Below are 25,610 nucleotides of genomic sequence, written 5' to 3' on the forward strand. Positions count from 1 at the left end.
TCACTGCTTATTCTTGGCCGTTCAAGCGGCCTTTATTTCGCCGCAACATGACATGAAGGGTTGAACATCCTCTTTTGAGAAAAGCTTGCATTTTAGCGATTGGTGCCGCAATCAGGGACAACAGTGTATAAACGGAACGGATTCATGAAGATCGACAAGTTTTTGACCCCATTTGACACGGTGACACGCGCAGCAGAAAAGGCCGCTGCCGGCAAACCAGAGCTGGGAGACCTGCCGTCATGGAACCTTGCCGACCTCTTTCCTTCGGCAAATAGTCCGGAATTCAAATGCGCCTTGGAGAAGGCCTCTTCCGACTCGCTGGCCTTTGAGGCCAAGTGGAAAGGCAAGCTTGCCGATGCGGCCACGAAGAGCGGCGCAGAAGGCCTTGGTGCCGCCGTTGAGGAATATGACGCGCTGGACGATATTTTGGGGCGAATAGCCTCCTTTGCCGGTCTCACCTATTTCTCCGACACATCGAAACCTGAAAACGGCAAGCTTTATGGTGATGTGCAGGCCAAGCTGACCGACATGGGGTCTCATCTTCTTTTCTTCACGCTGGAGATCAACCGGATTGATGATGCCGTGATTGAAGCAGCCATCGCCCAAGATGCGCGGACGGCGCATTTTGCCTCCTGGATCAGGGATCTGCGCAAGGACAAGCCCTATCAGCTGGATGACAAGCTGGAACAGCTTTTCATGGAAAAGGGAATGACGGGTGCTGCGGCCTTCAATCGTTTGTTTGATGAAACCAATGCGGCACTGACCTTTGAAGTGGATGGCGAGACGCTTGGTGTCGAGGCAACATTGAGCCTGTTGCAGGATTCCAAGCCGGAGAAACGCGAGGCTGCCGCCAAGGCGCTGGTGAAAACCTTTCAGGAAAACCTGCGCATTTTCACGCTGATCACCAATACGCTTGCCAAGGACAAGGAAATTTCCGATCGCTGGCGGGGATTTGAGGACATCGCCGACAGCCGGCATCTGGCCAACCGCGTTGAACGCGAGGTTGTGGATGCGCTGGCGCAAGCGGTCAAAAATGCCTATCCGCGCCTTTCTCATCGTTACTATGCGATGAAGGCGAAATGGTTGGGCATGGAAAAGCTGAACTTCTGGGATCGCAATGCGCCGCTGCCGGAAACGCCGGATGCGATCATTCCCTGGGATCAGGCCAAGAATACGGTACTTTCCGCCTATGGCGATTTCTCAAGCGATATGGCCGATATTGCCAATACTTTCTTTGAAAAGGGCTGGATTGATGCCCCTGTCCGTCCGGGCAAGGCGCCTGGCGCTTTCGCGCATCCAACCGTGCCTTCGGCTCACCCTTATGTGCTCGTCAACTATATGGGCAAGCCGCGCGATGTGATGACGCTTGCCCATGAACTGGGCCACGGCGTCCATCAGGTGCTGGCCGGAGAGCAGGGCGCGCTCATGTGCTCCACGCCGCTGACACTCGCCGAAACGGCATCCGTGTTCGGTGAAATGCTGACCTTCCGCGCGCTTCTGAACAAGACCACGGACAAGCGGGAACGCAAGGCCATGCTGGCGCAGAAGGTGGAGGACATGATCAATACGGTCGTGCGCCAGATTGCCTTTTACGAATTCGAGCGCAAGGTGCATACGGCGCGGCGCGAGGGTGAGTTGACGTCCGATCAGATCGGTGAACTGTGGATGTCCGTGCAGGCTGAAAGCCTTGGGCCGGCTATTGAACTCAATGACGGCTATGAGACCTTCTGGACCTATATACCGCATTTCATCCATTCGCCCTTTTATGTTTACGCCTATGCGTTTGGCGACTGCCTGGTGAATTCACTTTATGCGGTCTATCAGAATGCCGCTGAGGGCTTTCAGGCGAAGTATTTCGAAATGCTGAAAGCGGGTGGAACGAAACATCACTCCGAACTCTTGAAGCCATTCGGCCTCGATGCATCCGATCCTTCGTTCTGGGACAAGGGTCTGTCGATGATAGAGGGGCTTATCGACGAGCTTGAAGCGCTCGATAAGGGGTGATGGAAGCGCCATATCCGCCATTTGTTCTGCTGCGCGACGATCTTGCCGATTGTTCCATGCTCTTTGCCGCGCCGCGTGAGATTATCCGTGTCGATCGCAAGGCGGATTTCTTTCCCGCCTTGAAGCGGATGGAAGAGGCGCAGGCGGCGGGCTATTGGCTCGCGGGATACATGTCTTACGAGGCTGGCCATCTTTTCGAGAAAAAGCTGGCGCGTTTCGCAGACGATGGCGGGCCGGTGCCCTATCTGCTGTTTGGCGTTTTCGATGTGCCGCAGACGGATCATCCTCTTGCGGCACCGCGCCAGCGATCAGAAAACGAGCCGTTTATTTCCCAACCAAGGGCTGAATGGGATGCTGCTGCCTATGCCGAGCGGTTCGAGACGCTTCATCAACACCTGCGAAGGGGAGACTGCTATCAGGGCAATCTGACATTTCCCATTGAGGCGAGCTGGTCCGGCGATCCCCTGGCCGGCTTCTGGTCTCTTACAGCGCGCCAGCCGGTGCGCTACGGTGCCTATGTCAATCTGGGCGGGCCGATCGTGCTTTCGCGCTCGCCGGAGCTTTTCTTCAAGGTTGATCGTGAAGGCTGGATCGAAACCCATCCCATGAAAGGCACGGCACCGCGCGGCGCTTCACCCGAAGAGGATGCAGCGATTGTTGCGGCGATGAAGGCGGATGAAAAAACGCAGGCCGAAAACCGCATGATCGTCGATCTGTTGCGCAACGACATTTCACGCGTGAGTGAGGTCGGCACGTTGGACGTTCCGAAGCTTTTCGAGGTTGAAACCTATCCAACGCTGCATCAGATGATTTCGGTCGTGCGCGCAAAGCTTCTGTCCGAGGTAAGGCTGACGGATATTTTTGCCTCTCTTTTTCCCTGCGGGTCGGTGACCGGTGCGCCGAAGATGTGGGCGATGGAAATACTGGCCGGGCTGGAAGCGGGGCCGCGCGGGGTCTATTGCGGTTCGATCGGCTATATTGCGCCGGATGGCTCGATGCGCTTCAATGTGGCGATCCGCACCATCGTGCTGAGCGAAGACGGGCGGGCGAGGTTCAATGTTGGCGGCGGTGTCGTGTTCGATTCGACTGCCGAAAGTGAATATGACGAAGCGCTGTTGAAGGCGCGCTTTGCCGTGGGCGATCAGGTGATTGCGTGAGCGCGGATTTTTCGATCTTCGAGACGATGCGGTTTGTCCCGCGGGAAGGGGTGTGCAGGCTTGACGAGCATTTGCAGCGTCTGGAAAGCTCGGCGTTTGCGCTTGGATTTGAAGGCGCTGATGCGGCAGCGACCGTGTTGGAGGCCTATCTCTCGGAGCTGACCGTTCTGGACGATGGCAAAGTCTGGCGTGTGCGCCTGGAACTGAACCGGGACGGCAATCTGACATGCACCTCATCACCTTTCGCGCTTCAGAAGCCGGATGCAATATGGCGTGTGGCGCTTGCAAAAACGCGCATAGATTCCGGCAATCTTTTGCTGCGCCACAAGACGACGCGACGCGCGGTCTATGAGGCGGCGCGGGCGGAGTTTCCAGTTGAGGCCGCCGATGAAGTGATCCTGCTCAACGAGCAGGGCGAAGTGGCGGAGGGAACGATTACGAACATCTTTGTTGAGGATGGCGCGGGGCTGCTGCTCACGCCGCCGCTGGAATGCGGTTGCCTTGCCGGTGTGCTGCGACAATCCTTGATCGAGACGGGGCGGGCGGTCGAACGGCGCGTGAATGTGCAGGATGTCGCGGCAGGTCCATTTTACGTTGGCAATTCGCTGCGCGGGCTGATACGCGCCCAACTATACTCTTAAAACAGGAAGGTTTCTCGGCGAAACGTTGTTCGCGGGGCAAAACGCTGATGGAGAAAAACCAGCATGTTCATTGTTTCACTGACCTATAAAGTGGGTATCGAGGTTGTCGAGGCGCATCTGGACGCGCATGTTGCGTGGCTGAAGGATGGTTATGAGAAGGGTATTTGTGTTGCTTCGGGACGCAAGGTGCCGCGCACCGGTGGTGTCATTCTTGTGCGCGGCGACCGCGAGATGGTGGAAGCCTTCAGCAAGAGCGATCCGTTTGTTATCGAAGGCGTTGCAGACTGCGAATTAACGGAAGTGGATTTTTCAATGGCGGCGGATGGTTTCGAGGCGTTGAAAGGATAATGACACCTGCCATTGTGATGCCCGGTTTTTGCCATAAGCGTTGCTGCCCGGTCGCAACCCCTCCAAAAATGGTGGGTTCAAAGCCATAGCAGACTATGCAGTCTTGCATTCAACCTTTGTGCGGGGCAAAGTTTGGCGGATTTTGAGGGGATTCTCAGCGAATGGCCCCTGCAGGAGTAAAGAATGAGAAAAATTGTCACCGCTCTTTCGCTTGTAGCCCTTGCCGGGCTTGCATCTTGTGTGTCCAACTCCCGCCCTCTGCCACGCGTCGAACCGACGCCGACAGTTGAAGGGCAGTGGGTAGATCCGAACGGGATTGTCTCCACGTTCCAGGCCGGCACCTTCACCACACGCACCACCGACACCAACCAGCTTCTGGCATCGGGAACCTATACCAATGTCGGGCCGCGTCTTGTCGAGATCAACATGACCTCGCTGTTGCGCAATACGCAGTCGCGCGTCAACTGCGCTCTTGCCACCGACAACCAGCTGAATTGCACCTCCGAAGCCGGATCGCAGTTCTCCCTGGTTCGCCAGTCGAGCGGTTTTTAAGCGTTTAATGGCTTAGCCAAAAACGAAAAAGCCCGCAGACGAGCTTCGTTTGCGGGCTTTTTTGATCTTGCTTTCGGATGATTATTCGGCGGCGTCTGCTTCCACGCCGCCTTCGAGCATACCGAGTGCCATGAGATAGGTGTCGAGCACGGCTTCTTCTTCCATGCGCTCTTGGGCGTCTTTCTTGCGCAGAGAAATGACCTTGCGCATGATCTTGGTGTCGTAGCCCATGCCCTTGGCTTCGCCGTAAACGTCCTTGATGTCGTCGGCGATTGTTTTCTTTTCTTCTTCCAGACGTTCAATGCGCTCAATGAAAGCACGAAGCTGGTCGCGGGCGATGCCATGTGCATCCGTCATCATGAAACTCCTGTCGTGGCGATTTGAAATATTGGCCGTTGAACTGCCGCGAACGGTCGCGAAGGTCAAGGGGAAAGGTCAGGTTATCCGCGTTATTCCTTCGGGCGGTTGACCTCGAAGCTTGCCAGCTTGTCTGGCGTGGCTTCGCTTTGATATTTGGCTTTCCAGTCCTCGTAAGGCATGCCGTAGACGATTTCCCGGGTTTCGTCCTTGGTCAAACCAAGGTCTGCCTCGTTCGCTGCGTCGAGATACCAGTTTGAAAGACAGTTGCGGCAGAAGCCGGCGAGGTTCATCAGGTCGATATTCTGAACGTCCGTTCGATTGCGAAGGTGGGACACCAGGCGACGGAAAACGGCGGCTTCGAGTTCGGTCTGCTGTTCTTTGGTCAGCTTGTCCATGTCTTAGTCCTCATATGGTCCGGTGCGTGATGTGTGGATCTTGATTTCATGCAGCGCAGGGTCAGCGTTCATCGTTGCCAAAAGCGGTGCCAGTGCGTTTGCCCATTCATCGACACATTCCTCGGTGCCGATCAGGTCCTGGCGCACCTCGAGAAGCGCATGTGGAATGCCGTTGCGCATGCAGTGCGTATACATCGTATCGCCTTTGAGCGCGCCGTCATAGGGTTCGTTATCACCTGTTTCGTAGCCCAAAGCGCGCAGGCCCTCGATCATTGGCGTGACAGCACGCGGATCGTTGTCCCAGAGCACGCCGGCCTGCCAGGGACGGGGAACCGTTTTCCAGAACGGCGTGAATGAGTGCAGCGAGATGACCAGCGGCGCTTTGCCGCTTTCGTTCGAAACGCGCCGAATCGCATGAGCAACGGCCTCGTGGTAGGGGCGGTGGAACAGGGCGATGCGCTCGTTTCGCTCATCTTCCGTCATCGGATGATTGCCCGGAACCACTGCACCGTCGGAAAGCTTCATGATCAGTGTCGGGTCATCCTCACCGCGATTCGGATCGATCAGGAGGCGCGAGAAACAGGACAGGACTGCGGGAGCGCCGAGCATCGTGCTCAGTTTTTCGGTCAGAGGCTCAACGCCGATATCGTAAGCGATGTGCCGCTGGAAGCTTTCCGGTCCGAGCCCCAGAGAGCCGAATTTTTCGGGCACGTGGTTTGTTGCGTGATCGGCCAGAAGCAGCAGACCGGCGGAATAATCGCCATCCAGAACGCGGAACGGCTGGGGGTATTGCATGAGACATCCATCGTCAAATTGGTGCCATCAACTGATGGCATGGCCCATATGTGAGTTCAAGATGGTAAGGGCTTGATTGCGCCAACGTGGGCAGAGACGACCCTTAAACACAATATAATCGATTAGAGTTTCGTTGACATTCTAGCCGTACCGTCGCAAAACGTAATCTCGATCCGATTTGGAGTCTTGTTGGAAGCGTGACCAGCCATCGAAAAAATGTCACTGGGAATCGCCGGTTCCGTATAAGCGGTATCTGGCCTGCTGCGGCAGTTGCTCTATTTTCTAGCTTTTTCTTTCAGACAGGCGATGCGCGTGCGGATTTTCGTGTCTGCAACGGAACGCAGAACCTTGTCGGCGTGGCCATTGGTTATCGCGCCAAGGAGGGCTGGGTTTCCGAGGGCTGGTGGCAGATACCAGCCACGACCTGCGCCACCCTGATCGAAGGGCAGCTGCAATCGCGTTATTATTACCTCTATGCCGAAGATGCTGCGCGCGGTGGACGCTGGGCGGGCGAGGTGAAAATGTGCGTGGCGGAAAACGAGTTCAAGATTACCGGCGTTGAAAATTGCTTTGCGCGCGGCTTCCAGCAAATGGGTTTCAAGGAATACGATACGGGGCAGCAAGGAAGCTGGATGGTCCAGCTATCCGACACGCCCGGCACGCAAGAGAACCAGAATTAAGATGGAATATATTCGCAAGACTAAGATATTGGCGACGCTGGGTCCAGCTTCGTCCGAAGAAGATGTTATTGAAAAATTGCACAAGGCTGGGGCTGATCTTTTCCGGATCAATATGAGCCATGCGAGCCATGATGTGATGCGCATGCTGGTGTCGCGCATTCGCGCGGTGGAGCAACGTTGTGGCCGGCCCATCGGCATTCTGGCCGATATTCAGGGGCCGAAGCTCAGGGTCGGCAAATTTGCCGACACCAAGGTGGAGCTGGAAATTGGCCAGACCTTCACACTCGATTCAGATGAGACGCCGGGCGACAAGAACCGTGTCTACCTGCCGCATCCGGAAATTCTGGAAGCCGTGCAGCCCGGACACCGTTTGCTGATCGACGATGGCAAACTGCAGTTGAAGGCTGAAAAATGCGACGGCAAGAGCATTGTGACGAAGGTGATTTCGGGCTCGCGCATTTCCGACCGCAAGGGCGTCAGCCTTCCCGACACATTGCTGGGGGTTGGGGCGCTTACGGAAAAGGACCGCGCCGATCTCGATGCGGTGCTGGCGGTGGACGATATCGATTGGGTGGCGCTTTCCTTCATTCAGCGGCCTGAAGACCTGGTGGAGGTGCGCAAGATCTCGCGCGGCCGGGTGGGCCTGATGTCGAAGATCGAGAAGCCACAGGCACTTGAGCGGATCGACGAGATCATCGAACTGTCCGACGCCATCATGGTTGCACGTGGCGATCTGGGCGTGGAAATGCCGCTCGAATCGGTTCCGGGCATTCAGAAGCAGTTGAACCGCGCCTGCCGCAAGGCTGGCAAGCCGGTGGTGGTTGCCACGCAGATGCTGGAATCCATGATCAATTCGCCGGTGCCGACACGTGCGGAAGTGTCCGACGTTGCGACGGCGGTCTTCGAAGGCGCTGATGCGGTGATGCTGTCAGCCGAATCTGCTGCCGGTGAATACCCGGTGGAAGCGGTGACGACCATGGCGTCCGTGGCGGTCAAGGTCGAGCATGACCCGCATTATCCGGGCATCATGCAGGCGCAGCATCCGGGTGCGCAGCCGACGGCTGCGGACGCGATTTCGCTGGCCATGCACCAGATTGCCGACACGCTCGATCTGAAGGCGATCGTCTGTTACACCTCGACGGGAACCACCGGCTATCGCGCTGCGCGCGAGCGCCCGAACGTGCCGATCCTTGCGATTTCGCCGATCCGCCAGACGGCGCGCAGGCTGTCCGTAGCCTGGGGCGTGCGTTGTGTGGTGACCGATGATGCGCGTGATCTGGACGACATGGTCAATCGCGCCTGTCGTGTGGTCGTGGAAGAAGGTCTTGGCGGTCCGGGAGACCGGATTATCATCTCTGCGGGCGTGCCGCTTGGTACGCCGGGGGCGACGAACACGCTGCGCATCGCCTATATCGGTTCGGATGGTCAGAGCGGCATCTGACCCGCTTACGATCCGTCACTGAATCAGCCCCGGCCTCGTTGCAGGGGCTTTTTATTGCGGTTTCAGGTCTCTCGCCATGGCTTGAAGATCACGCGGCCTGCCTGCCAGTTTTTCGATGGCGGCCACGACAATGTCGGTCGCCACATAATCCGGCTTGTGACCCACGCCGTGCAGCCAGACGAGTTCTGAATTGGGAATATCCCGATTAAGCCCAACGGAGTGGATTTCCTCAGCAACGATATCGTCCTCGTCGCCGGAGATGATGATGGCCGGGGCTTTGATTGTCTTATAGAGCGGTGCAACGGTCTTCACATAGGCATTCAGCCCGGCGACATCGCGCGCGTTGTTGCAGAAGGTTTCAGGGCGCAGCACGCGTTCTGCAGCAGTCTCTTCAACATAGTTGTCAGGGGCTTTGTTGGGTGAAAATACGGCTTTTGTGGCGTTATCGATCAACGCCAGACCGGCAGGCAAGGCGACAGTATTGCAAAAGAGCCAGCCGATCACCGGCGTGGCGGCAAGGTCGTAGTACCAGTCAACGCCGCCTTCCCATGGATGTGTGGCGGCTGCGATGAAGACCAGACCTTGAACCTGATCGGGGTGACGCAGAGCAAGGCTTGCGACGATTGCGCCGCCGAACGAATGGCCGATGATGATCGCCTTTTCGATGCCCTTGAGTTGCAGAAGTTTGGATATGGCGTCTGCCTGACCGGCGGGGGTGTCGTTTTCGGCAGGGCCGCGGTCAGAATATCCGAAACCAGGGCGGTCGACGAAAAGCAGGCGTGCGCGGCCTTCCAATGGCTTCCGGAAAGCATTGGCCTGATCAAGCAGATTGCCGCTGGCGCCATGAATGAAAACAAGGGTCGGCAGGTTTGCGTTTTCGCCTGCGGCGATTTCAAGGCTGTTCAGCTCGTAACCGCCAATATCCGTCAGCGTGCCTTGATTGGGGAATTTCTTCTCGATCTGCGCGACTTTCCATTGGGTGAAGCCAAATGCAGCGGCAAATAGAACGAGGAGAATGACGAGCAGGGTCGATAATAGATTTCCGTGAAACATGTTTGAAATACGGTCAGACTGCCTGAATGGATTGAATGGGATTGCCGATAATCGAGTGCCGTGTTCAGGTGCGGCTGCCTGCCAGCTTTTCGGACAGTGATTTCACGCGATTCTGCGCTTTGCGGTCGCCCGGATAGACTTCCAGCAGGCGCTGCCAGACGGCAAGGGCCTGCTCATCTCTGCCGGTGTCTTCCAGAATGATCGCCATTCCTGAAAGCGCGCCGAAGTGGCGCGGCTCCAAGGTGAGTACGCGGATGACGTCGGACATGGATTTTTTATAGTTGCCCATGTGGTATTGCAGGGTGGCGCGCTTGTTCCACGCTTCGGCGTAAGTTGGCATGAGGCTGGTTGCCTGATCGAGAAAATCGAGTGCCGCGACGTAGTCCTGCCTGCCCATGGCGTCCTGCGCCCACTTCATGATGAGATTGATGGTGGCGCTGCCCGAATCGTTCCATTCGGCCCAGATGCTGTCGGCAATGTCGCCGGCTTCCGTTGGATTGCGTGCTTTTTTAAGCTTTGCGAAGAGCTCATCAAGCCTGCCTTCCTTGCTCAAGGGGCGGACGATTTCCGGTTCTTGCGATTGGGCAAGGGCGGCCGCGGGCAGGGAAAGACTGCCAAGAAGAATCAGGAGTGCAAACGACAAATAGCGCATGGCGGCAATGGTATCCCGCCAGCGCAAAAGATCAAAATCATTTATGCTTGAACAGCGCACGCGATTATGATCGCGTGGCGCGCGCAATCAGCCCTGGCGAGCCTTGAAGCGCGGGTTCTGCTTGTTGATGATGTAGACACGGCCTTTGCGGCGAACCAGACGGTTCTCGCGGTGACGGGCCTTGAGTGCTTTCAGAGAGTTCTTGATCTTCATTTTTCTGGTCCGCGTGGTTGGAGGAGTTGCCCCCTCATCACGTATAACAATCAAAAGCGCGCCGGAATTGGCGCGCTCGCTCAGTTGGCGGTCTGATACCGTGCCGCCTTGTTTCTGTCAACTGCTCACACAGGTCTTTTCAGGCAATTCAGCGCTTCAGCGCCGTGACGTGACCCATTTTGCGGCCCGGTCGCGCCTCTTCCTTGCCGTAGAGGTGAATATAGGCATCCTGGCGGTTGAGCCAGTGGCTGAGGCTCTTGATGTCATCGCCGATGAGATTCGTCATCACGCAATTGGAGTGGCGGGCCGTGCTGCCAAGCGGCAGGCCGGCAACGGCCCTGATATGTTGCTCGAACTGCGAAATCGTGCAGGCAGCCTCTGTCCAGTGGCCCGAGTTGTGAACGCGCGGGGCAATTTCATTGGCCACGATCGATCCGTCTTCCAGCACGAAGAGTTCAACACCCACAACGCCGACATAATCCAGTGCTTCGAGAATCGCCTTCGCGGCCACGGCTGCAGCATCCTGGCTGTCGTCGGCAATGTTGGCGGGAACCGTGGATGTATGCAGAATGCCGTTCTTGTGGACGTTTTCGGCGGTATCATAGAAAGCGGTTCCACCATCGGCGCTGCGGGCTGCGATGATTGAAACTTCGCGCACGAAGGGGACGAGACTTTCGAGGATCAACGGCACGCCGCCGAGAAGGTCGAAAACGCCTTCACTCGATTCGCCATCCTTGAACAGTTTCTGCCCCTTGCCGTCATAGCCCATGCGGCGCGTTTTCAAGACGCCCTTGCGGCCGAATTTGGAGAGAGCGGATTCCAGCTCCTCCTGGCTGTCCACTTTCAGAAAATCGGCTGTGCCAATGCCGCACTCGCGAAGGAACTGTTTCTCGATCAACCTGTCCTGCGAGACCTCAAGCGCGCGCGGCGGGGGATAAACGCTGACGTCTTTTGCGAGTTTCTTGGCAGCGTCCACAGGCACGTTCTCGAACTCGTAAGTCACGATATCGCAGGCCTTGGCGAGCTCGGCGAGGGCTTTCTTGTCATCATAGGCCGCAACGATCTGCCGGTTGGCAACCTGGGCAGCCGGGCAATCCTTCTGGGGTTCCAGAATGATGGTGTGAAAGCTGAGGCGTGCTGCGGCCATTGCGAGCATGCGACCGAGCTGGCCGCCGCCGATAATTCCGATGGTCTGCATGTTATTCAACCATTATCCACAGGGTAGTCCGCAACTGTCTCGGACTGGCGCACGCGCCACTGGTCGAGACGCACGGCAAGTTCTTCGTCGCTGAGCGCCAGAACGGCGGCAGCCAGAAGGGCGGCATTGATGGCGCCGGCGCGGCCGATCGCCAATGTGCCGACGGGAATACCGGCCGGCATCTGCACAATCGAGAGAAGGCTGTCCTGGCCGGAAAGCGCCTTTGACTGAACCGGAACGCCAAAGACGGGCAGGGGCGTCATGGCGGCGGTCATGCCCGGCAGGTGGGCAGCACCACCGGCGCCCGCAATGATGACCTTGAACCCCTCATGACGTGCGCCCTTGGCAAAGCTCACCAGCCGATCGGGCGTGCGATGGGCGGAAACGATGCGCGCTTCATATGCGATATCAAGTGCTTCGAGCGTATCGGCGGCGTTTTTCATGGTTTCCCAGTCGGACTGGCTACCCATGATGATGGCCACCGGAGGGGGCTCGGAATAGGTCATCAATACCTCCTGTTCAGGCAATAATGTCGGGGATGATCTGGTCCTCGATTTTCGAGAGCTGGTCCTTGATTGCCAGTTTCTTCTTTTTCATCCGCTGAATTCTCAGTGCATCGCATCCTTGCGCGATCATGGCTTCGATAGCGGCATCAAAGTCTTCATGTTCCATACGAAGTTTTGCCGCCTTCATCCTGAGTTCGGCCTGCTCCTGATCCGCCATTTCATGTGTCCCCGTTGTCGCGCGATCATATACAAAAATATAACCGCCGCTCCTAACATAAAAAGCAGTGCAACGGAAAATTATCTATCGCCATGATTTCCGCTTCGACAAAAAGCCATAGTCGTGGCACACTCTTCAGCTGTTACAGCCTGAGACACCGCGAGGGATTTTCGGGGTGTGGGCATTAGGGAAGGAAAGGAAGTGCCACATGAATATTGAGGCTCATCTTGCAACGCTTCGCCAGAAGCACGGAGAACTGGATGCGGAGCTCCAGAACGCGATGAACCATCCTTCAACAGAGAGTAGCGTAATATTGGACCTGAAGCGCAAGAAATTGCGGCTCAAAGATGAGATTGAGCGCATTCGGAGTTCACTGCACTAACGAGTGAGTGCCAAACGGCGGATTGAGCGGTCACCGGTGCATAGGTCCTGTTATAACGACAGGCACGTTTCGGTGGCCGCAACACCTGAACTCGACATTTTCAGAAAAAAATCAGGACCAGAACTGATCAAGCCACAGATTGAGCTTGGAAAAGCCCTGTGTGTTGACCGCATAGATGCGTTTGGTTCCCTCTGATCTCACCGTGACCAGATCACTATCCAGCAAAGCTTTCAGATGCTGTGAAACTGCGGGGCGGCTGATGGGCAGCCCGCTTGCCAGCTCATTTACAGTTTTCGGTGTGCGTCGCAACTCTTCCAGAAGGTAGCGGCGATTGGGATCTGCGATGGCTGCGAAGGGGTCGTTTTTCAGCATGGGCAAACGCTATGATAAAGCGTTAGTCTCGGCAAGCGGAATTTGTGCATCGCACTGTAAAACGCGCGATCGTGGGTGTTTTGGTTGCACTGCAGCGCGCGCCTTGGGTTGGAGGTGGGACGTGCGGCACACGACAATTGCGCCAAGGTGCATTGCATGGGGCTTAAGGCCATGTATATGACGAGCAGTCAAACGAAATGGGAGCTTCTCGATGGATGATTTGGAAAGCCGGTGCCGCCTTGTGTTGGTCGCTCCCGACGTCGCCGACGCGGATGAGCGGGCAAAACTGGTCGCCGACGCCTTGAAAGGCGGCGATGTCGCCTCGGTCATCATACCGCAATATGGTCTTTCAGATGGTGACTTTCAGAAACATGCCGAGAAGCTCGTTCCTGCCGTTCAGGCAGCAGGGGCTGCCGCCATCATTGCCGGTGACAGCCGTGTGGCCGGACGCGCGAAGGCTGATGGATTGCATGTAGTCGGCAGTGCGATGGAAATCGCCGAGGCGGTGGAAAAGCATACGCCGAAGATGATCGTTGGTGCTGGTGGTGTTGCCGGGCGTCACGTGGCTCTGGAGGTCGGCGAGGCCAATCCGGACTATATTTTCTTCGGCAAGCTTGATGGCGATATCAAGCCGGAGGCGCATCCGAAGAATATCGCCCTTGCCGAATGGTGGGCGTCGATGGTTGAGATACCCTGCATCGTCTTGGGCGGGACTGACCCTTCTTCCGCGGTCGTCGTTGCTGAAACCGGTGCAGAATTTGTGGCGCTCGGAAAGGCGGTTTTTGCCGAGCCGGCGCAGGCAGCCTCCATTGTTGCGGCCGTGAACGCCGAACTGGACCAAAAAGCGCCACGGTTTGAAGATTTATGAGGCGCATGACGACGCGATCTGACATTTTGAAGGTGCTTTTGAGCAGGGGGCTTGCGCCAGCCGGGCTCATTCTTGTTGCCGTGAGCACAGCCGGCATCAGCCACGCTCAGGATTTGCCGGGCGTCGCGACAGGGGCGTCCACGACATCCAGTTCCGCTGATTCTGATGCGGGTGCAAGTGGCAATGAAGACTTCAAGGAAGACGGCGTCTTTTCGAAAAAATCACGACTTGCGCCAGTCTTGAATTTCGACAGCGGCAAGGGCGAACAGGAGAAGGGGTTTACCAAGAACGGTGAGCCCTCACCCTCGGCAGGCACAGGCGTTTTCGAGCGTATGGGCATAGACCTGCCACCATTGCCGCCTGAGAAGCCGTTCAAGGGTGAGATTGATGAGGCATTCGGGGCCTATCAGCGGGGTCTCTACATCACAGCTGTAGACCTCGCGCTGCCGCGCGCGCAGCTCGGCGACCCAGCGGCGCAGACGCTGCTGGGTGAAATCCTGTCGCAAGGCCTTGGTGTAAAGCGCGATCTCAAGGGGGCTGCCTTCTGGTATTCGAAGGCGGCTGAAGGTGGTGATCCAAACGGCATGTTCAAATATGCCCTCATTCTGATGGAAGGGCAGTTTGCCAAGCAGGACAAGAAGCGTGCGGATGAGCTGATGCACAAGGCGGCCGACGCCGGCAATGCGCTTGCGCAGTTCAACTGGGCGCAGATTCTGGTTTCGCAGACGGTGGGCACAGATGGTTTGCGCGACGCGATGCCCTATTACGAGAAGGCTGCCGAAAAGGGGATTGCCGATGCGCAATATGCGCTTTCCCAGATCTATCTCAATTTGCCCGGCCTGGACGACGAGAAGCGCCAAGAGGCCAAGGTGTGGCTGGCGCGTGCCGCCAAGGCGGGCTACGACACCGCGCAATACGATATGGCCGTTTGGCTGATCAATGGTGTTGAGTTTGACCAGGACCTGAAAGCCGGTTTCCAGTGGATGCGTATTGCGGCCATGAATGGCCATGTGCTGGCTGCGAACCGTTTGGCCCATCTTTATATTGAAGCGATCGGCACGGAGGCCGACCCGGTGGAAGCGGCGAAATGGTACATCATTTCGCGCCGTGCAGGCCTGCAGGACGCCAGCCTCGAAGACTATTATTACGGCATAGACAACGGAAAACAGAAAGCCGCCATTGATGCGGCAAATCGTTTCCGGCGCGGCTGAAACCGGCAGCGCTTGCGCCCGGCACTTGATAAATCGCGGAATTTATGTTCTTGAAGCGCCGCCGGTTGGGCAAAAGCCCCATTTTTCACCACAAGGAATAAGAGATCATGGCCCGTTCAGCCCTGCTCAATGTTATGGTACAGGCCGCATTCAAGGCGGGCAAATCGCTGGCGCGCGATTTTGGCGAGGTGCAGAACCTGCAGGTGTCGCTCAAAGGCCCCGGCGATTATGTTTCGCAGGCCGACCGCAAGGCTGAAAAGATCATCTCCGACGAGTTGTTGAAGGCGCGCCCGACCTACGGGTTTCTGGGCGAAGAATCCGCCAAGGAAATCAAGGGGACCGACGGTGCCCATCGCTGGATCGTCGATCCACTTGATGGCACGACCAATTTTCTGCACGGCATCCCGCATTTCGCCGTTTCGATTGCGCTGGAACGCAATGATGAAATCGTGGCGGGCGTGATCTACAATCCGGCAACCGATGAGCTTTACACGGCCGAGCGTGGCGGCGGCGCCTTCCTGAACGATCGTCGCCTGCGCGTGGCGGCCCGCAAGGAGCTGACCGATTGCGTGATCACGTGTGGCATTCCCCACCTCGGTCGCGGTAACCACGGCAAATTTCTCGTCGAGCTTCGCCATGTGATGGGCGAGGTGGCCGGTATCCGCCGGACAGGCTCGGCAGCGCTTGATCTCGCTTATGTCGCAGCAGGTCGGTTTGACGGTTATTGGGAAACGGGCGTCAGTGCCTGGGATATTGCTGCGGGAATCGTGCTGATCCGTGAGGCTGGTGGCTGGGTCTCCGACTTTGCCGGCGGCAGCAATATGCTGGAGACAGGCTCGGTGATTGCGGCCAATGAATATGTGCACAAGGCACTTCTGGACGTGACGCATCGTCCCGTTCCGGGAAAGTAGGCTGCCCAAAGCCTCGTATTGCCTCTTCAATTTGGCACAATCTTCCTCTAACCTCGCCACAGAATCCTGAAGCGTCTTTATTCTTCTCCGAAGCATGAAGACGCCTTTGTGTTGTTTGTAAACAGCTTCGGTGTGTCGGCTTTGTGCCGCTCACGATACGCTGCCGGGCTCTGGAGGCTTTTGAGATATGGTGGAATTGGACGTGTCGGCCCGCGATACTGATGGTGAAAGAGACCGCGGTTTTGTTCACCGGCTCTCAAGCCCCATGGGTTTCTTCTGGCCGATGCTCATCTTTCTCATTCTTGTGGGCTTTGTGGCCGCAATACTTTTCCGGCAGGCGCAAACGGCGTTCAACTCCAATCCGGGCCTGAACGGGCTCATTCTGGTCGTGCTGGCGGTCGGCGTTTTCATTATTTTCAGCCAAGTTTTGAGGCTCAGACCGGAAACGCGCTGGTTCAACGCCTTCATGGCGGCAGGCAGTGCAGAGAAGGCGGGAAAAGACCCTGTGTTGCTGGCCCCGATGCGCGCGCTGATCGGCGAACGGCGGTCGCGCAAGATTTCTGCCGCCGCGTTCCGCTCCATTCTGGATTCCGTTGCAAGCCGCCTGGATGAGATGCGCGAAATCAACCGTTACCTCATCGGCCTTCTGGTTTTTCTTGGCCTGCTGGGTACGTTCTGGGGACTTTTGGGTACGGTGGGGTCGATCAGCACGGTCATTCAATCTCTGGATGCGGGTACAGGCGACACGGCGGACCTCTTGAGCACACTGAAGGAGGGACTTTCCACGCCGCTTTCGGGCATGAGCACGGCGTTTTCCTCCTCGCTCTTCGGTCTTTCAGGATCGCTGGTTCTCGGTTTTCTCGACCTGCAGGCCGGGCGGGCGCAGAACCGCTTTTATAACGAACTGGAAAACTGGCTTTCGTCTTTCACCGATGTGATGAACGATGTGCCGGTCGCCGCTGCTGCCGCACCCGCGCTTGATGGTTCTACTGTGGATGAGCTGAAGCAGGCGGTCGACAATGTTTCGCGTCTCGCACAGGAGGGCTCTTCCAACCAGCGGGCGACGGCTGCGATTGTCAGCCTGGCTGAAGGCATTCAGGGGCTGGTGAAAAACATGCGCTCCGAGCAGCAGATGTTGCGCGACTGGATCGAGGCGCATCAGGCCGAATCGAAAGAGCTCAATGCGGCGCTCGAAAAGATTGCGAACAAGCTGGGGAATGAGTAATGGCGCTTTCCCGCAGGTATAAGCGCGAACGCGGTGTCGATTATTGGCCGGGTTTTGTAGACGCCCTGTCGACGCTGTTGCTGGCCATCATGTTTCTGCTCACGGTCTTTGTGCTCGGGCAGTTTTTCCTGAGCCGGGAAATCTCCGGCAAGGACGAAGTACTGAACCGGCTGAACAGTCAGATCAACGAATTGACGCAGCTTCTGGCGCTCGAAAAAAGCGGGAAGCAGGATCTGGAGGATCAGTTGGCTGCATTGCAGGCATCGCTGACCGAATCCGAGGGCGAGCGCTCCAGGCTTCAGCAATTGCTGGAAGCAGGACGTGGCAATGCGGGCGATGCTGAGGTGAAAATCGGCCAGTTGAGCGGCCAGTTGGAGGCTGAGAAGAAGGTGAGTGCACGGGCGCTTAGCCAGATTGATCTTCTCAACCAGCAGATTGCCGCGCTTCGTCTGCAGATTGCTGCTGTTGAAGAGGCTTTGCAGGCCTCTGAAGCCAAGGACAAGGCGAGCCAGACGAAGATTGCCGATCTTGGCCGGCGGCTCAACGTGGCGCTCGCCCAGCGGGTTCAGGAGCTGAACCGGTACCGTTCGGATTTCTTCGGGCGCTTGCGTGAAATTCTCTCCGACCGCGACAATATCCGCATTGTGGGAGACCGTTTCGTTTTCCAGTCGGAGGTGCTGTTTCCCTCCGGCGGTGCCGAGTTGAACGAAGCAGGCAAAGCCGAGATGGCCAAGCTTGCCTCAGCGCTGCTTGATCTGGCGAAGGAAATTCCGCCAGAAATCAATTGGGTGCTGCGGGTCGACGGCCACACCGACAATGTGCCGCTTTCAGGGACGGGCAAATATGCCGACAACTGGGAGCTGTCTTCCGGACGCGCAACATCGGTGGTGAAATATCTGATTTCGCAAGGGGTTCCGGCCAACCGGCTGGTGGCTGCAGGCTTTGGTGAATTTCAGCCGATTGCCGAAGGTGATAGTGATGAGGCACGGGCGCAAAACCGGCGTATCGAGCTCAAGCTGACCGAGAAGTGATCACGTTTCGCCAAGAAAGGATTTTGCCAATTCTTCCGGCAGACGTCGCGGACGTCCGGAGGCATTCACCACGGCAATGATGACCTTCGCGGCGATCAAAAGCTGATCATCGCGACGAATTTCCTGTTGCAGAACCATCTTTGCGCCGCCCGCCTTCTGCGTGCGGGTGATGATGGTGAGAATATTGTCCATCTTGGCCGGTGACTTGAAGTCGATTTCCATCCGGTGAACAACAAACATCAGCCCTTCGCCGTCCAGCTCGAAAAGTGTGGACTGCTCGACACCAAGGCAGCGCAGATAATCCGTGCGTGCGCGCTCCATGAAGTGCAGGTAGCGGGCGTGATAAACGAAGCCGGAAAAGTCGGTGTCTTCGTAATAGACGCGTTGCGTGAGGTGATGGCTGGCGTCGGGGGCGAGTTCGCCGGAGAGGGGGAACGTTTCTCTCATTTACGTATCGTCATCATTGAAGAGGGTGGCCTGAAAGCCATCCATATCCTTTGGCGGATTGAGACCTAAATGTTTCCAGGCGTTTGATGTGAGAACGCGACCGCGCGGGGTGCGCTGGATGAAACCCTGCTGGATCATGTAGGGCTCGATTATATCTTCGATGGCATCGCGGGGTTCGGAAAGACCCGCGGCGATGGTTTCGATGCCCACCGGGCCGCCGCCGAAATTGTTGGCGATCATGGTAAGGTAGCGGTGGTCGAGCTGGTCGAGACCCATATTGTCGACATGCAGACGGGTCAGCGCTTCATCGGCAATCTGGCGGGTGACAGCTTCTGCCTTGGCGACTTCAGCGAAATCGCGCACGCGACGCAGAAGGCGGCCTGCAATACGGGGCGTGCCGCGCGCACGGCGGGCAATCTCGCGCGCGCCTTCGTCGGTCATTCCGAGTCCCATGAGACGGGCACCGCGGCGCACGATGAATTCAAGTTCTTCCACAGTGTAGAAGTTGAGCCGCACGGGAATGCCGAAACGGTCGCGCAGCGGTGTTGTCAGAAGGCCCAATCGGGTGGTTGCGGCAACGAGGGTGAATTTCGACAGGTCGATCTTTACCGAGCGGGCGGCAGGGCCTTCGCCGATGATGAGGTCGAGCTGAAAATCCTCCATGGCTGGATAGAGAATTTCTTCAACGGCCGGGTTCAGGCGGTGGATTTCGTCGATGAAGAGAACGTCGTTTTCTTCCAGATTGGTCAACAGGGCTGCAAGGTCACCGGCCTTGGCAATCACCGGGCCGGATGTGGAGCGGAAGTTGACGCCGAGTTCCTTTGCCATGATCTGGGCGAGCGTTGTCTTGCCCAAGCCCGGCGGGCCGACGAAAAGAACGTGGTCCAGCGCTTCGCCCCGGTTCTTGGCGGCCTCGATGAAGATTTTCAGGTTGGCGCGCGCCTCCGCCTGGCCGGTGAATTCGTCCAGCGATTGCGGGCGCAGCGTTGCTTCCAGGTCTTCACCGCGCTTTTCGGCGCTGATCAGGCGTTCAGGTTCACTCATGTCTCAACTTCCATTGCAGCAATGGCTTTATCGTGTTTGGCCGGCGCGGGAAAGGCGAAGCGGCCTTAACGCGCAAGTTCTTTCAGGCCGAGGCGGATGAGCTTGGCACTGTCGGGGTTTTCGCCAGCGGTTTTCAGCGCAGCGGCCACGGCATTGGCGGCCTGATCGCGCGAATAGCCCAGATTGGAGAGCGCTGACACGGCATCGGCCACGGGGGCGGAGGCAACGCCTTCTCCAAGCTCCTGTTTCAGGCCGATGGTTCCCATCGCCTCTCCGGCAAAGGCCGGGGCCTTATTCTTCAGTTCGGTCAAAATGCGCACCGCCACCTTGGGGCCAACGCCCGGCGCGCGGGAGATCGCGGTTTTGTCCTGCAGCGCGATGGCATTGGCGAGATCGGACGGGGTGAGCGTGGAGAGAATGGCGAGCGAGACTTTCGAGCCGACGCCCTGAACCGATTGCAGCAGACGGAACCATTCGCGCTCCAATGCGGAGGCGAAACCGAAGAGTTTCAGCTGGTCTTCGCGCACATAGGTCTCGATGAAGAGTGTCACGGCTTCGCCTGCATTCAGTTTCGACAGTGTGCGACCTGAACAGAATGCCAGATAACAAACGCCATGGACATCGACCAGCACATGGTCTTCGCCGATTTCGTCCACAGTGCCTTTGAGTTTGCCTATCATGGGTGTGTTTCCGGTGTGATGAGTTCGAGGTCGGGGAAATAGGTGCGGTAGCCTTTCGGGTCACGCGTCAAAAGAGCATATCCGTGTAAATAGGCATGCGCGCCGATCAGAAAATCCGGCAGAACGCGATTGCGGGCTCCGCCTGCGCGGCGATAAGCGCCGAAGGCACGACCGGCTGCGAAAGAGGCGTTCCACGGAAGGCTTTCACGAATGAATTCGTCAGCGGGGAGAATTGCTTCCACCTCGGCTGCGTTGCTGTAGCGCACGGAAAACTCTGCGAAGATGATTTGGTTGATCACAAGTGCGCCACGCCGAGCGGCTTCCGCGATCTTCTTCCGCGACCATTCAATCCATTCGGGATCGCGCACAGCGATATCAACCAGAATATTGGTATCGATCATCGTGGCCATCAGTCGCGATCCCGTGTCATGGCCATCAGTTCATCTGCATTGATCGCCTGATCGCCTGTGTTCTCCAGCCGGTCGAGCGCTGCTGTCAGCCGGTCGAGGCGTTGACGCTCGAGTGGCGAATTGGGATTGTCTTTGGGGGCTAGAACCAATTTCCCATTCTCAATGGAAAAGATGACTTCGCTGTTGGGCTTGATACCGGCAAGCTCGCGCAAATCGCGTGGGATCGTTACTTGCCCTTTGGATGTTACACGCATTGACCTGTCTCCGTTGGCGGTAAGAAATAATCTTACTCTCGGAACAAGTCAAGAACAAATCAGCCGGTGAGCGCCGCCAGCCGCGACTTGGCACTGCCGCGATTGTGGGCGTGGCAGACGGCGATGGCAAGCGCATCGGCGGCGTCGTTGCCCTTGAAGGTCGCCTTCGGCATGAGGACCTTCAGCATCATATGGATCTGCTGTTTTTCGCCGTGACCGACGCCGATCACCGATTTTTTCACGGCGTTGGGTGCATATTCGGCAACCTGCAGGCCGGCGCGGGCAGGGACCAGCATGGCTATGCCGCGGGCCTGGCCAAGCTTCAGCGTTGCGACTGCATCCTTGTTCACGAAGGTCTGTTCTACGGCGGCTTCATGCGGCTGATATTGGTGGATGATATCGGCCAGACCGTCGTGAAGCTGGCAGAGGCGAGACGCCAGATCCATCGTGCCATCGCTGGTGACAGTGCCTGAGGCGACAAAGCGCAGGGAATTGCCCAGCGTTTCGACAATGCCCCAGCCCATCCGGCGCAGGCCGGGGTCGATACCGATAATGCGAATCATCTCTGCCATGACAAAACCTAACCTTTGACCGGCACCGTGTCAGCAAAATGTGAACAAAGGGGAAACATTTTCCATGGTCTGGCAATCGCCATCCCCGGTTCTTATATCCGGCGGGTTATTCAGAAAGAGGTTTATGATGTCCCGTTTTTCCATTCTTGATCTTTCCACGGTCGGCGAGGGCCAGACGGTGCGCGATGCACTGGACAACACACGTCATATGGCCGTGAAAGCGGAGGAGGTGGGATATAACCGTTATTGGCTGGCGGAGCACCATGGCATGCGTGGGGTGGCAAGTGCTGCGACGTCCGTTGTGCTCGGCCATGTGGGGGCGGCGACCAAAAAGATCCGCATCGGCTCGGGCGGTGTCATGCTGCCCAACCATGCACCTTACGTGATTGCCGAACAGTTCGGTACGCTGGAAGCCCTGTTTCCGGGTCGTGTTGATCTGGGACTTGGGCGTGCGCCGGGCACGGACATGGCAACGGCGCGGGCGCTGCGGCGCGATCTTGATGCAGCAGCAAACCGCTTCCCCGATGACATTCAGGAGCTGCAGGCCTGGCTGGATGATGCGCAGGCGGGCCAGCGGGTCATTGCTTTCCCAGGTGTCGGCAGTCATGTGCCGCTCTGGATCCTCGGGTCGAGCCTTTATAGCGCGCATCTTGCTGCAGCACTTGGGCTTCCCTACGCTTTCGCCTCCCACTTCGCGCCCGACATGCTGCTGGAGGCCTTGTCGATCTACCGTGCGCGCTTCCAGCCATCCGCCCAGCTTGACCAACCCTATGTCATGGTGGGGACCATGGGTGTCATTGCCGACACGGATGAAGAGGCCGCCTATTATTTCACATCCGCCCAGCAGCAGTTCATCAATTTGCGGCGGGGTGCGCCCGGACCATTTCCAAAGCCGGTCGAAAGCATGGACGGTTTATGGAATGAAATGGAAAAGAACGGCGTTGAACATACGTTGCGTTATGCAGCCGTTGGAACCAGAGGAAATGTCGATGAAAAGTTGCGTGGCTTCCTTGAGGAAACGGGCGCAGACGAGGTGATCGTTTCCTTCCCGATCTATGATCTGGACGCGCGGTTGAAAGCGGTGGATGCGTTTTCGCGGTTGAGTGTTTTTGAGGCCGCAGGTCATTGATGTGGAACCTTTCAGGGCTTGCGGCATTCCAATGCAAGATGGCGAAACGCCTTTGCGACGCCTGAAATTCTGCGCATAATGACGTAAACCGGGTCAGCGAAAAGCGGGGAACAAGCATGTCGGAACGGGTGGTCATGGTAACAGGCGCGTCGGGCAATCTCGGCAGTGCGGTTGTGGATGTGTTGATGGACAGTTCCGCAGGCATTGTCAGGGTTGTTCATGACGATGTTGGAGAAACGTTCGAGCCGGCTGCCGACGGCAAAGCCGCCGTCTTCACCCTGGGCGGGATCGACACATCAGACCCGCAGGCCTGCGCCCTTGTTGTGGAAAAGGTTCTCGAACGGTTCGGGCGCATTGATGGTCTGGTCAATACGGTCGGTGGCTTTGGCATGGCACCGGTCGGCCTCAACGATGTGGCCATGTGGGACCGTTTCATGTCCATGAACGCAAAGACTGCCTATTGCATCAGTGCCGCGGCGCTGAAGCCTATGCAGGATGCAGGCTATGGTCGCATCGTCAACATTGCCGCTGCACCCGGCATCAAGGCCGGCGCGCAACAGGCTGCCTATGCCGCGTCCAAGGCGGCGGTCTTGCGTCTCACCGAGGCGCTGGCAGCCGAAAATCGCAAGCATGGTATCTCTGCAAATTGCGTGTTGCCCGGCACGATCGATACGCCGCAGAACCGCAAAGCGATGCCCGATTCCGACAGGGACGGATGGGTCACGCCTGAAGCCATTGCAGAGGTGATCGCATTTCTCATGTCGCCGGAAGGTGGTGTGGTGACTGGCGGTGCAATACCGGCGACCGGAAAGGCGGCCTGAGCAGTTCTTTTCAATATTGGCTCCCGAAGTTGACAAAACGCAAGTATTGGTTGTGTCTCCATCCATTGTGGTTAGTTAGTCCTGGGTTGCATCATTAACCAATGCACAACTTCTTTGAACGAAAAATCCCGCAAGACTATCTTGAGGGGTAATATAGACATGTCGTTGTTTTCTTTCGGTGGTGGTGACGTTGCTGCGGTGATGGCGGCAATCGACAGATCCCAAGCGATTATCGAGTTCGACCTTGAGGGGAAAATTCTCTCCGCAAACGAGAATTTCTGCAAAACCATGGGGTATTCGCCCTCCGAGATCATTGGCAAACATCACAGCATGTTCGTCGAAGATAGCTATGCCAGGTCAGATGATTACAGGGCCTTCTGGGACAGCCTGCGTGCCGGCAAATTCGAGAGCAAAACCTATTTGCGGATTGGCAAGGGCGGCAAAGACGTGTGGATCGAGGCGTCTTACAACCCCATTATGAAGGGCGGCAAGCCGTATAAGGTTGTCAAGATCGCCACTGATGTCACCGAAAAGCGGACCGAAAGCCTTGAAGCGGTGGGAAAGATTGAGGCGCTGTCTCGAGTCATGGCGGTTATCGAGTTCGATACCGACGGCAAGATCTTGACCGCCAATCAGAATTTCCTGGATGCCATGGGCTACACGCTCGGTGAAATCGTCGGAAAGCACCATTCAATCTTCTGTGACAAATCCTATGTCTCCTCGCCCGAATACGGCGCGTTTTGGAATCGCTTGCGCAGCGGCGAATTTGTTTCCAGCGAATTTGTGCGCAAGACCAAGGCGGGCGAAGACATCTTTATTCAGGCCTCGTATAATCCGATCTTGGATCATCGCGGGCGTGTTTCCAAAGTGGTGAAATATGCCGACGACGTGACCGGTCGCGTCCGGGCAGTAGAGGCGATTGGTGCCGGTTTGGCGCGTTTGGCCAAATGCAACATTCGCATGACGATCGACGAGCCGTTTATTCCGGAATTTGAAAGTCTCCGCCGCGATTTCAACACCGCGATCAGCGAGTTTCAGCGAACGTTGGAAAGCGTTCTTGGCGAGACCGACGCGTTGGGCACGAAGAGTGCCAGCCTGAACGACGACGCAATTGCGCTGGGCCAACGCACCGAGCAGCAGGCGGCTGCTCTGGAAGAGGCTTCCGCTGCGCTTGAAGAGATCACGGTCACGGTTCGCGAGGCGTCAACACGCACGCAAGACACCCGCAAAATGGTGGGAGAGGCGCGCAGCGCCACCACTGAATCGGTCAGCGTCGTGAAATCGGCAATCGAGGCCATTCGACGGATCGAGGGGGCTTCGAACGAGATTGGAAAGATCATCGATGTTATCGATCAAATTGCTTTTCAGACCAACCTGCTGGCGCTCAATGCCGGTGTTGAGGCCGCGCGTGCCGGTGAGGCGGGTAAAGGTTTTGCCGTTGTTGCACAGGAAGTGCGTGAACTGGCGCAGCGCTCTGCAACCGCAGCCAACGAAATCACGTCTCTCATCGAGAATTCCTCCCGTGAAGTATCACAGGGTGTGAAGCTGGTGAGTGAGACTGGCAACGCGCTTTCGCGTATCGAAGAATTTGTCACATCGATCAATGGCAATATCGAAGCCATCGCCATGGGTGCTGCTGAACAGGCCACGAGCCTTTCGGAAATCAATATGGCGGTCAACCAACTCGACCAGGTGACGCAGAAAAATGCCTCGCTGGTCACCAGCATCGGCGATGCGGGCTCGGTCTTATCCGACGGTGCCGGCAAGATGCAGCAACTTGTCAAGATGTTCAATCTCAACCGGCGTTCGCAGGCACGTGAGCCGGGTTCTGAGGCAGCGCGCGGCGGGCCGCACATGCGCAGAACAGCCCAGCAACAGCCGGTGGCCCAACGTCCGGCTCAGGCGCCTGCACCTGTCACAAGAGCGCCTGCGCCACGCCTTGCAGCGGGCGGTGGTTCGGCCGCTGTGGCTGTGGCAGCTGATAACTGGGAAGAGTTTTGAGATCGCTTGGACAGGCGATAACGTCAAAACGAATATAAAA

At 57.2% G+C, this 25,610-nt stretch carries 32 protein-coding genes; 16 read left to right on the forward strand and 16 right to left on the reverse strand.

Annotated features, from left to right (window positions below):
* Positions 1-144: 144 nt before the first annotated feature.
* From NHF56_RS02300 to omp10, 5 genes are all read left to right on the forward strand, one after another.
* Entirely contained in the window at positions 145-2,004 is a 1,860-nt protein-coding gene (locus tag NHF56_RS02300) for a M3 family oligoendopeptidase (protein WP_252801204.1), read from the forward strand.
* On the forward strand, positions 2,004-3,161 hold the full coding sequence (locus NHF56_RS02305; RefSeq protein ID WP_252801205.1) for an aminodeoxychorismate synthase component I: 1,158 nt from the start codon (positions 2,004-2,006) through the stop codon (positions 3,159-3,161). Before NHF56_RS02300 ends, NHF56_RS02305 begins: the two co-directional genes overlap by 1 nt.
* Positions 3,158-3,802 carry an aminotransferase class IV family protein gene (locus NHF56_RS02310; protein WP_373456239.1) on the forward strand — a complete coding sequence of 215 codons (645 nt, stop codon included), beginning with the start codon at positions 3,158-3,160 and terminating at the stop codon, positions 3,800-3,802. The genes NHF56_RS02305 and NHF56_RS02310 overlap by 4 nt, the downstream gene beginning before the upstream one ends.
* A 63-nt stretch (positions 3,803-3,865) precedes the next feature.
* Positions 3,866-4,150 carry a YciI family protein gene (locus NHF56_RS02315; protein ID WP_252801207.1) on the forward strand — a complete coding sequence of 95 codons (285 nt, stop codon included), beginning with the start codon at positions 3,866-3,868 and terminating at the stop codon, positions 4,148-4,150.
* Between the two features lie 183 nt (positions 4,151-4,333).
* Complete coding sequence (gene omp10 / locus NHF56_RS02320; RefSeq protein WP_252801209.1) at positions 4,334-4,702, forward strand: outer membrane lipoprotein Omp10; 369 nt, start codon at positions 4,334-4,336, stop codon at positions 4,700-4,702.
* Positions 4,703-4,783: 81 nt separating this feature from the next.
* Here omp10 and NHF56_RS02325 read toward each other — a convergent pair whose 3' ends face one another.
* The 3 genes from NHF56_RS02325 to NHF56_RS02335 all read right to left on the reverse strand — a co-directional run bounded on the left by NHF56_RS02325 (position 4,784) and on the right by NHF56_RS02335 (position 6,252).
* Complete coding sequence (locus NHF56_RS02325; protein ID WP_252801211.1) at positions 4,784-5,059, reverse strand: DUF2312 domain-containing protein; 276 nt, start codon at positions 5,057-5,059, stop codon at positions 4,784-4,786.
* Positions 5,060-5,151: 92 nt separating this feature from the next.
* Positions 5,152-5,457 carry a DUF1244 domain-containing protein gene (locus NHF56_RS02330; RefSeq protein ID WP_252801213.1) on the reverse strand — a complete coding sequence of 102 codons (306 nt, stop codon included), beginning with the start codon at positions 5,455-5,457 and terminating at the stop codon, positions 5,152-5,154.
* A 3-nt stretch (positions 5,458-5,460) separates the two neighbouring features.
* Complete coding sequence (locus NHF56_RS02335) at positions 5,461-6,252, reverse strand: N-formylglutamate amidohydrolase (protein ID WP_252801214.1); 792 nt, start codon at positions 6,250-6,252, stop codon at positions 5,461-5,463.
* A 251-nt stretch (positions 6,253-6,503) separates the two neighbouring features.
* On the opposite strand from NHF56_RS02335, the gene NHF56_RS02340 reads away from it, so the two are divergent.
* Both NHF56_RS02340 and pyk read left to right on the forward strand, forming a co-directional pair.
* Positions 6,504-6,932, forward strand: a complete 429-nt coding sequence (locus NHF56_RS02340; RefSeq protein ID WP_373456281.1) for a DUF1036 domain-containing protein — start codon at positions 6,504-6,506, stop codon at positions 6,930-6,932.
* Between the two features lies 1 nt (position 6,933).
* Positions 6,934-8,373, forward strand: a complete 1,440-nt coding sequence (gene pyk / locus NHF56_RS02345) for a pyruvate kinase (RefSeq protein ID WP_252801216.1) — start codon at positions 6,934-6,936, stop codon at positions 8,371-8,373.
* A gap of 51 nt (positions 8,374-8,424) precedes the next feature.
* Here pyk and NHF56_RS02350 read toward each other — a convergent pair whose 3' ends face one another.
* From NHF56_RS02350 to NHF56_RS02375, 6 genes are all read right to left on the reverse strand, one after another.
* Positions 8,425-9,426, reverse strand: a complete 1,002-nt coding sequence (locus tag NHF56_RS02350) for an alpha/beta fold hydrolase (RefSeq protein WP_252801218.1) — start codon at positions 9,424-9,426, stop codon at positions 8,425-8,427.
* Between the two features lie 64 nt (positions 9,427-9,490).
* Positions 9,491-10,087 (reverse strand): hypothetical protein, encoded by a 597-nt coding sequence (locus NHF56_RS02355; RefSeq protein WP_373456282.1) that lies wholly within the window; start codon positions 10,085-10,087, stop codon positions 9,491-9,493.
* 78 nt (positions 10,088-10,165) lie between these two features.
* On the reverse strand, positions 10,166-10,291 hold the full coding sequence (gene ykgO, locus NHF56_RS02360; RefSeq protein WP_165217824.1) for a type B 50S ribosomal protein L36: 126 nt from the start codon (positions 10,289-10,291) through the stop codon (positions 10,166-10,168).
* A gap of 148 nt (positions 10,292-10,439) precedes the next feature.
* Positions 10,440-11,489: a 5-(carboxyamino)imidazole ribonucleotide synthase gene (locus NHF56_RS02365; protein WP_252801222.1), complete on the reverse strand. Its 1,050-nt coding sequence runs from the start codon at positions 11,487-11,489 to the stop codon at positions 10,440-10,442.
* 5 nt (positions 11,490-11,494) lie between these two features.
* Positions 11,495-11,995, reverse strand: coding sequence for a 5-(carboxyamino)imidazole ribonucleotide mutase (gene purE / locus NHF56_RS02370; RefSeq protein ID WP_252801225.1), 501 nt, complete (start codon positions 11,993-11,995; stop codon positions 11,495-11,497).
* 13 nt (positions 11,996-12,008) lie between these two features.
* The gene (locus tag NHF56_RS02375) at positions 12,009-12,212 is read right to left on the reverse strand and encodes a YdcH family protein (RefSeq protein WP_252801226.1); all 204 of its coding nucleotides are present in this window, start codon (positions 12,210-12,212) and stop codon (positions 12,009-12,011) included.
* 208 nt (positions 12,213-12,420) lie between these two features.
* Here NHF56_RS02375 and NHF56_RS02380 point away from each other — a divergent pair, with 208 nt between their 5' ends.
* Complete coding sequence (locus NHF56_RS02380; protein ID WP_252801228.1) at positions 12,421-12,594, forward strand: YdcH family protein; 174 nt, start codon at positions 12,421-12,423, stop codon at positions 12,592-12,594.
* Positions 12,595-12,705: 111 nt separating this feature from the next.
* On the opposite strand, the gene NHF56_RS02385 is transcribed toward NHF56_RS02380, so the two are convergent.
* Entirely contained in the window at positions 12,706-12,966 is a 261-nt protein-coding gene (locus NHF56_RS02385; protein ID WP_252801231.1) for a helix-turn-helix transcriptional regulator, read from the reverse strand.
* A 211-nt stretch (positions 12,967-13,177) separates the two neighbouring features.
* Between NHF56_RS02385 and NHF56_RS02390 the strand changes: the two genes are divergently transcribed.
* The 5 genes from NHF56_RS02390 (at position 13,178) to NHF56_RS02410 (ending at position 18,212) form a co-directional block, all read left to right on the forward strand.
* Positions 13,178-13,834 carry a thiamine phosphate synthase gene (locus NHF56_RS02390; protein WP_252801233.1) on the forward strand — a complete coding sequence of 219 codons (657 nt, stop codon included), beginning with the start codon at positions 13,178-13,180 and terminating at the stop codon, positions 13,832-13,834.
* Positions 13,835-13,839: 5 nt separating this feature from the next.
* Positions 13,840-15,045: a tetratricopeptide repeat protein gene (locus NHF56_RS02395; RefSeq protein ID WP_252801234.1), complete on the forward strand. Its 1,206-nt coding sequence runs from the start codon at positions 13,840-13,842 to the stop codon at positions 15,043-15,045.
* Positions 15,046-15,152: 107 nt separating this feature from the next.
* Positions 15,153-15,956 carry an inositol monophosphatase family protein gene (locus tag NHF56_RS02400; RefSeq protein ID WP_252801236.1) on the forward strand — a complete coding sequence of 268 codons (804 nt, stop codon included), beginning with the start codon at positions 15,153-15,155 and terminating at the stop codon, positions 15,954-15,956.
* Between the two features lie 187 nt (positions 15,957-16,143).
* Positions 16,144-17,181, forward strand: a complete 1,038-nt coding sequence (locus NHF56_RS02405) for a MotA/TolQ/ExbB proton channel family protein (RefSeq protein ID WP_252801238.1) — start codon at positions 16,144-16,146, stop codon at positions 17,179-17,181.
* Positions 17,181-18,212 (forward strand): peptidoglycan -binding protein, encoded by a 1,032-nt coding sequence (locus NHF56_RS02410; RefSeq protein ID WP_252801240.1) that lies wholly within the window; start codon positions 17,181-17,183, stop codon positions 18,210-18,212. Before NHF56_RS02405 ends, NHF56_RS02410 begins: the two co-directional genes overlap by 1 nt.
* Here NHF56_RS02410 and ybgC read toward each other — a convergent pair whose 3' ends face one another.
* The 6 genes from ybgC to ruvC all read right to left on the reverse strand — a co-directional run bounded on the left by ybgC (position 18,213) and on the right by ruvC (position 21,619).
* Entirely contained in the window at positions 18,213-18,659 is a 447-nt protein-coding gene (gene ybgC, locus NHF56_RS02415) for a tol-pal system-associated acyl-CoA thioesterase (protein WP_252801242.1), read from the reverse strand.
* Entirely contained in the window at positions 18,660-19,703 is a 1,044-nt protein-coding gene (gene ruvB, locus NHF56_RS02420) for a Holliday junction branch migration DNA helicase RuvB (RefSeq protein ID WP_252801244.1), read from the reverse strand.
* A 65-nt stretch (positions 19,704-19,768) separates the two neighbouring features.
* On the reverse strand, positions 19,769-20,383 hold the full coding sequence (ruvA, locus tag NHF56_RS02425) for a Holliday junction branch migration protein RuvA (protein WP_252801246.1): 615 nt from the start codon (positions 20,381-20,383) through the stop codon (positions 19,769-19,771).
* Positions 20,380-20,793: a type II toxin-antitoxin system VapC family toxin gene (locus NHF56_RS02430; protein WP_252801248.1), complete on the reverse strand. Its 414-nt coding sequence runs from the start codon at positions 20,791-20,793 to the stop codon at positions 20,380-20,382. The genes ruvA and NHF56_RS02430 overlap by 4 nt, the downstream gene beginning before the upstream one ends.
* The gene (locus NHF56_RS02435) at positions 20,793-21,047 is read right to left on the reverse strand and encodes an AbrB/MazE/SpoVT family DNA-binding domain-containing protein (protein ID WP_252801250.1); all 255 of its coding nucleotides are present in this window, start codon (positions 21,045-21,047) and stop codon (positions 20,793-20,795) included. The genes NHF56_RS02430 and NHF56_RS02435 overlap by 1 nt, the downstream gene beginning before the upstream one ends.
* A gap of 59 nt (positions 21,048-21,106) precedes the next feature.
* Complete coding sequence (gene ruvC, locus NHF56_RS02440; protein WP_252801251.1) at positions 21,107-21,619, reverse strand: crossover junction endodeoxyribonuclease RuvC; 513 nt, start codon at positions 21,617-21,619, stop codon at positions 21,107-21,109.
* A gap of 127 nt (positions 21,620-21,746) precedes the next feature.
* Between ruvC and NHF56_RS02445 the strand changes: the two genes are divergently transcribed.
* The 3 genes from NHF56_RS02445 (at position 21,747) to NHF56_RS02455 (ending at position 25,570) form a co-directional block, all read left to right on the forward strand.
* Positions 21,747-22,748 (forward strand): LLM class flavin-dependent oxidoreductase, encoded by a 1,002-nt coding sequence (locus NHF56_RS02445; RefSeq protein ID WP_252801253.1) that lies wholly within the window; start codon positions 21,747-21,749, stop codon positions 22,746-22,748.
* A gap of 116 nt (positions 22,749-22,864) precedes the next feature.
* Positions 22,865-23,569 carry an SDR family NAD(P)-dependent oxidoreductase gene (locus tag NHF56_RS02450; protein WP_252801255.1) on the forward strand — a complete coding sequence of 235 codons (705 nt, stop codon included), beginning with the start codon at positions 22,865-22,867 and terminating at the stop codon, positions 23,567-23,569.
* A 159-nt stretch (positions 23,570-23,728) separates the two neighbouring features.
* Positions 23,729-25,570: a PAS domain-containing methyl-accepting chemotaxis protein gene (locus NHF56_RS02455; protein WP_252801258.1), complete on the forward strand. Its 1,842-nt coding sequence runs from the start codon at positions 23,729-23,731 to the stop codon at positions 25,568-25,570.
* Positions 25,571-25,610 lie beyond the last annotated feature (40 nt).

Origin of the sequence: Rhizobium sp. L1K21 (genome assembly GCF_024055895.1) — a bacterium.
In the GTDB taxonomy this organism is placed as follows: Bacteria; Pseudomonadota; Alphaproteobacteria; order Rhizobiales; family Rhizobiaceae; genus Ensifer_A.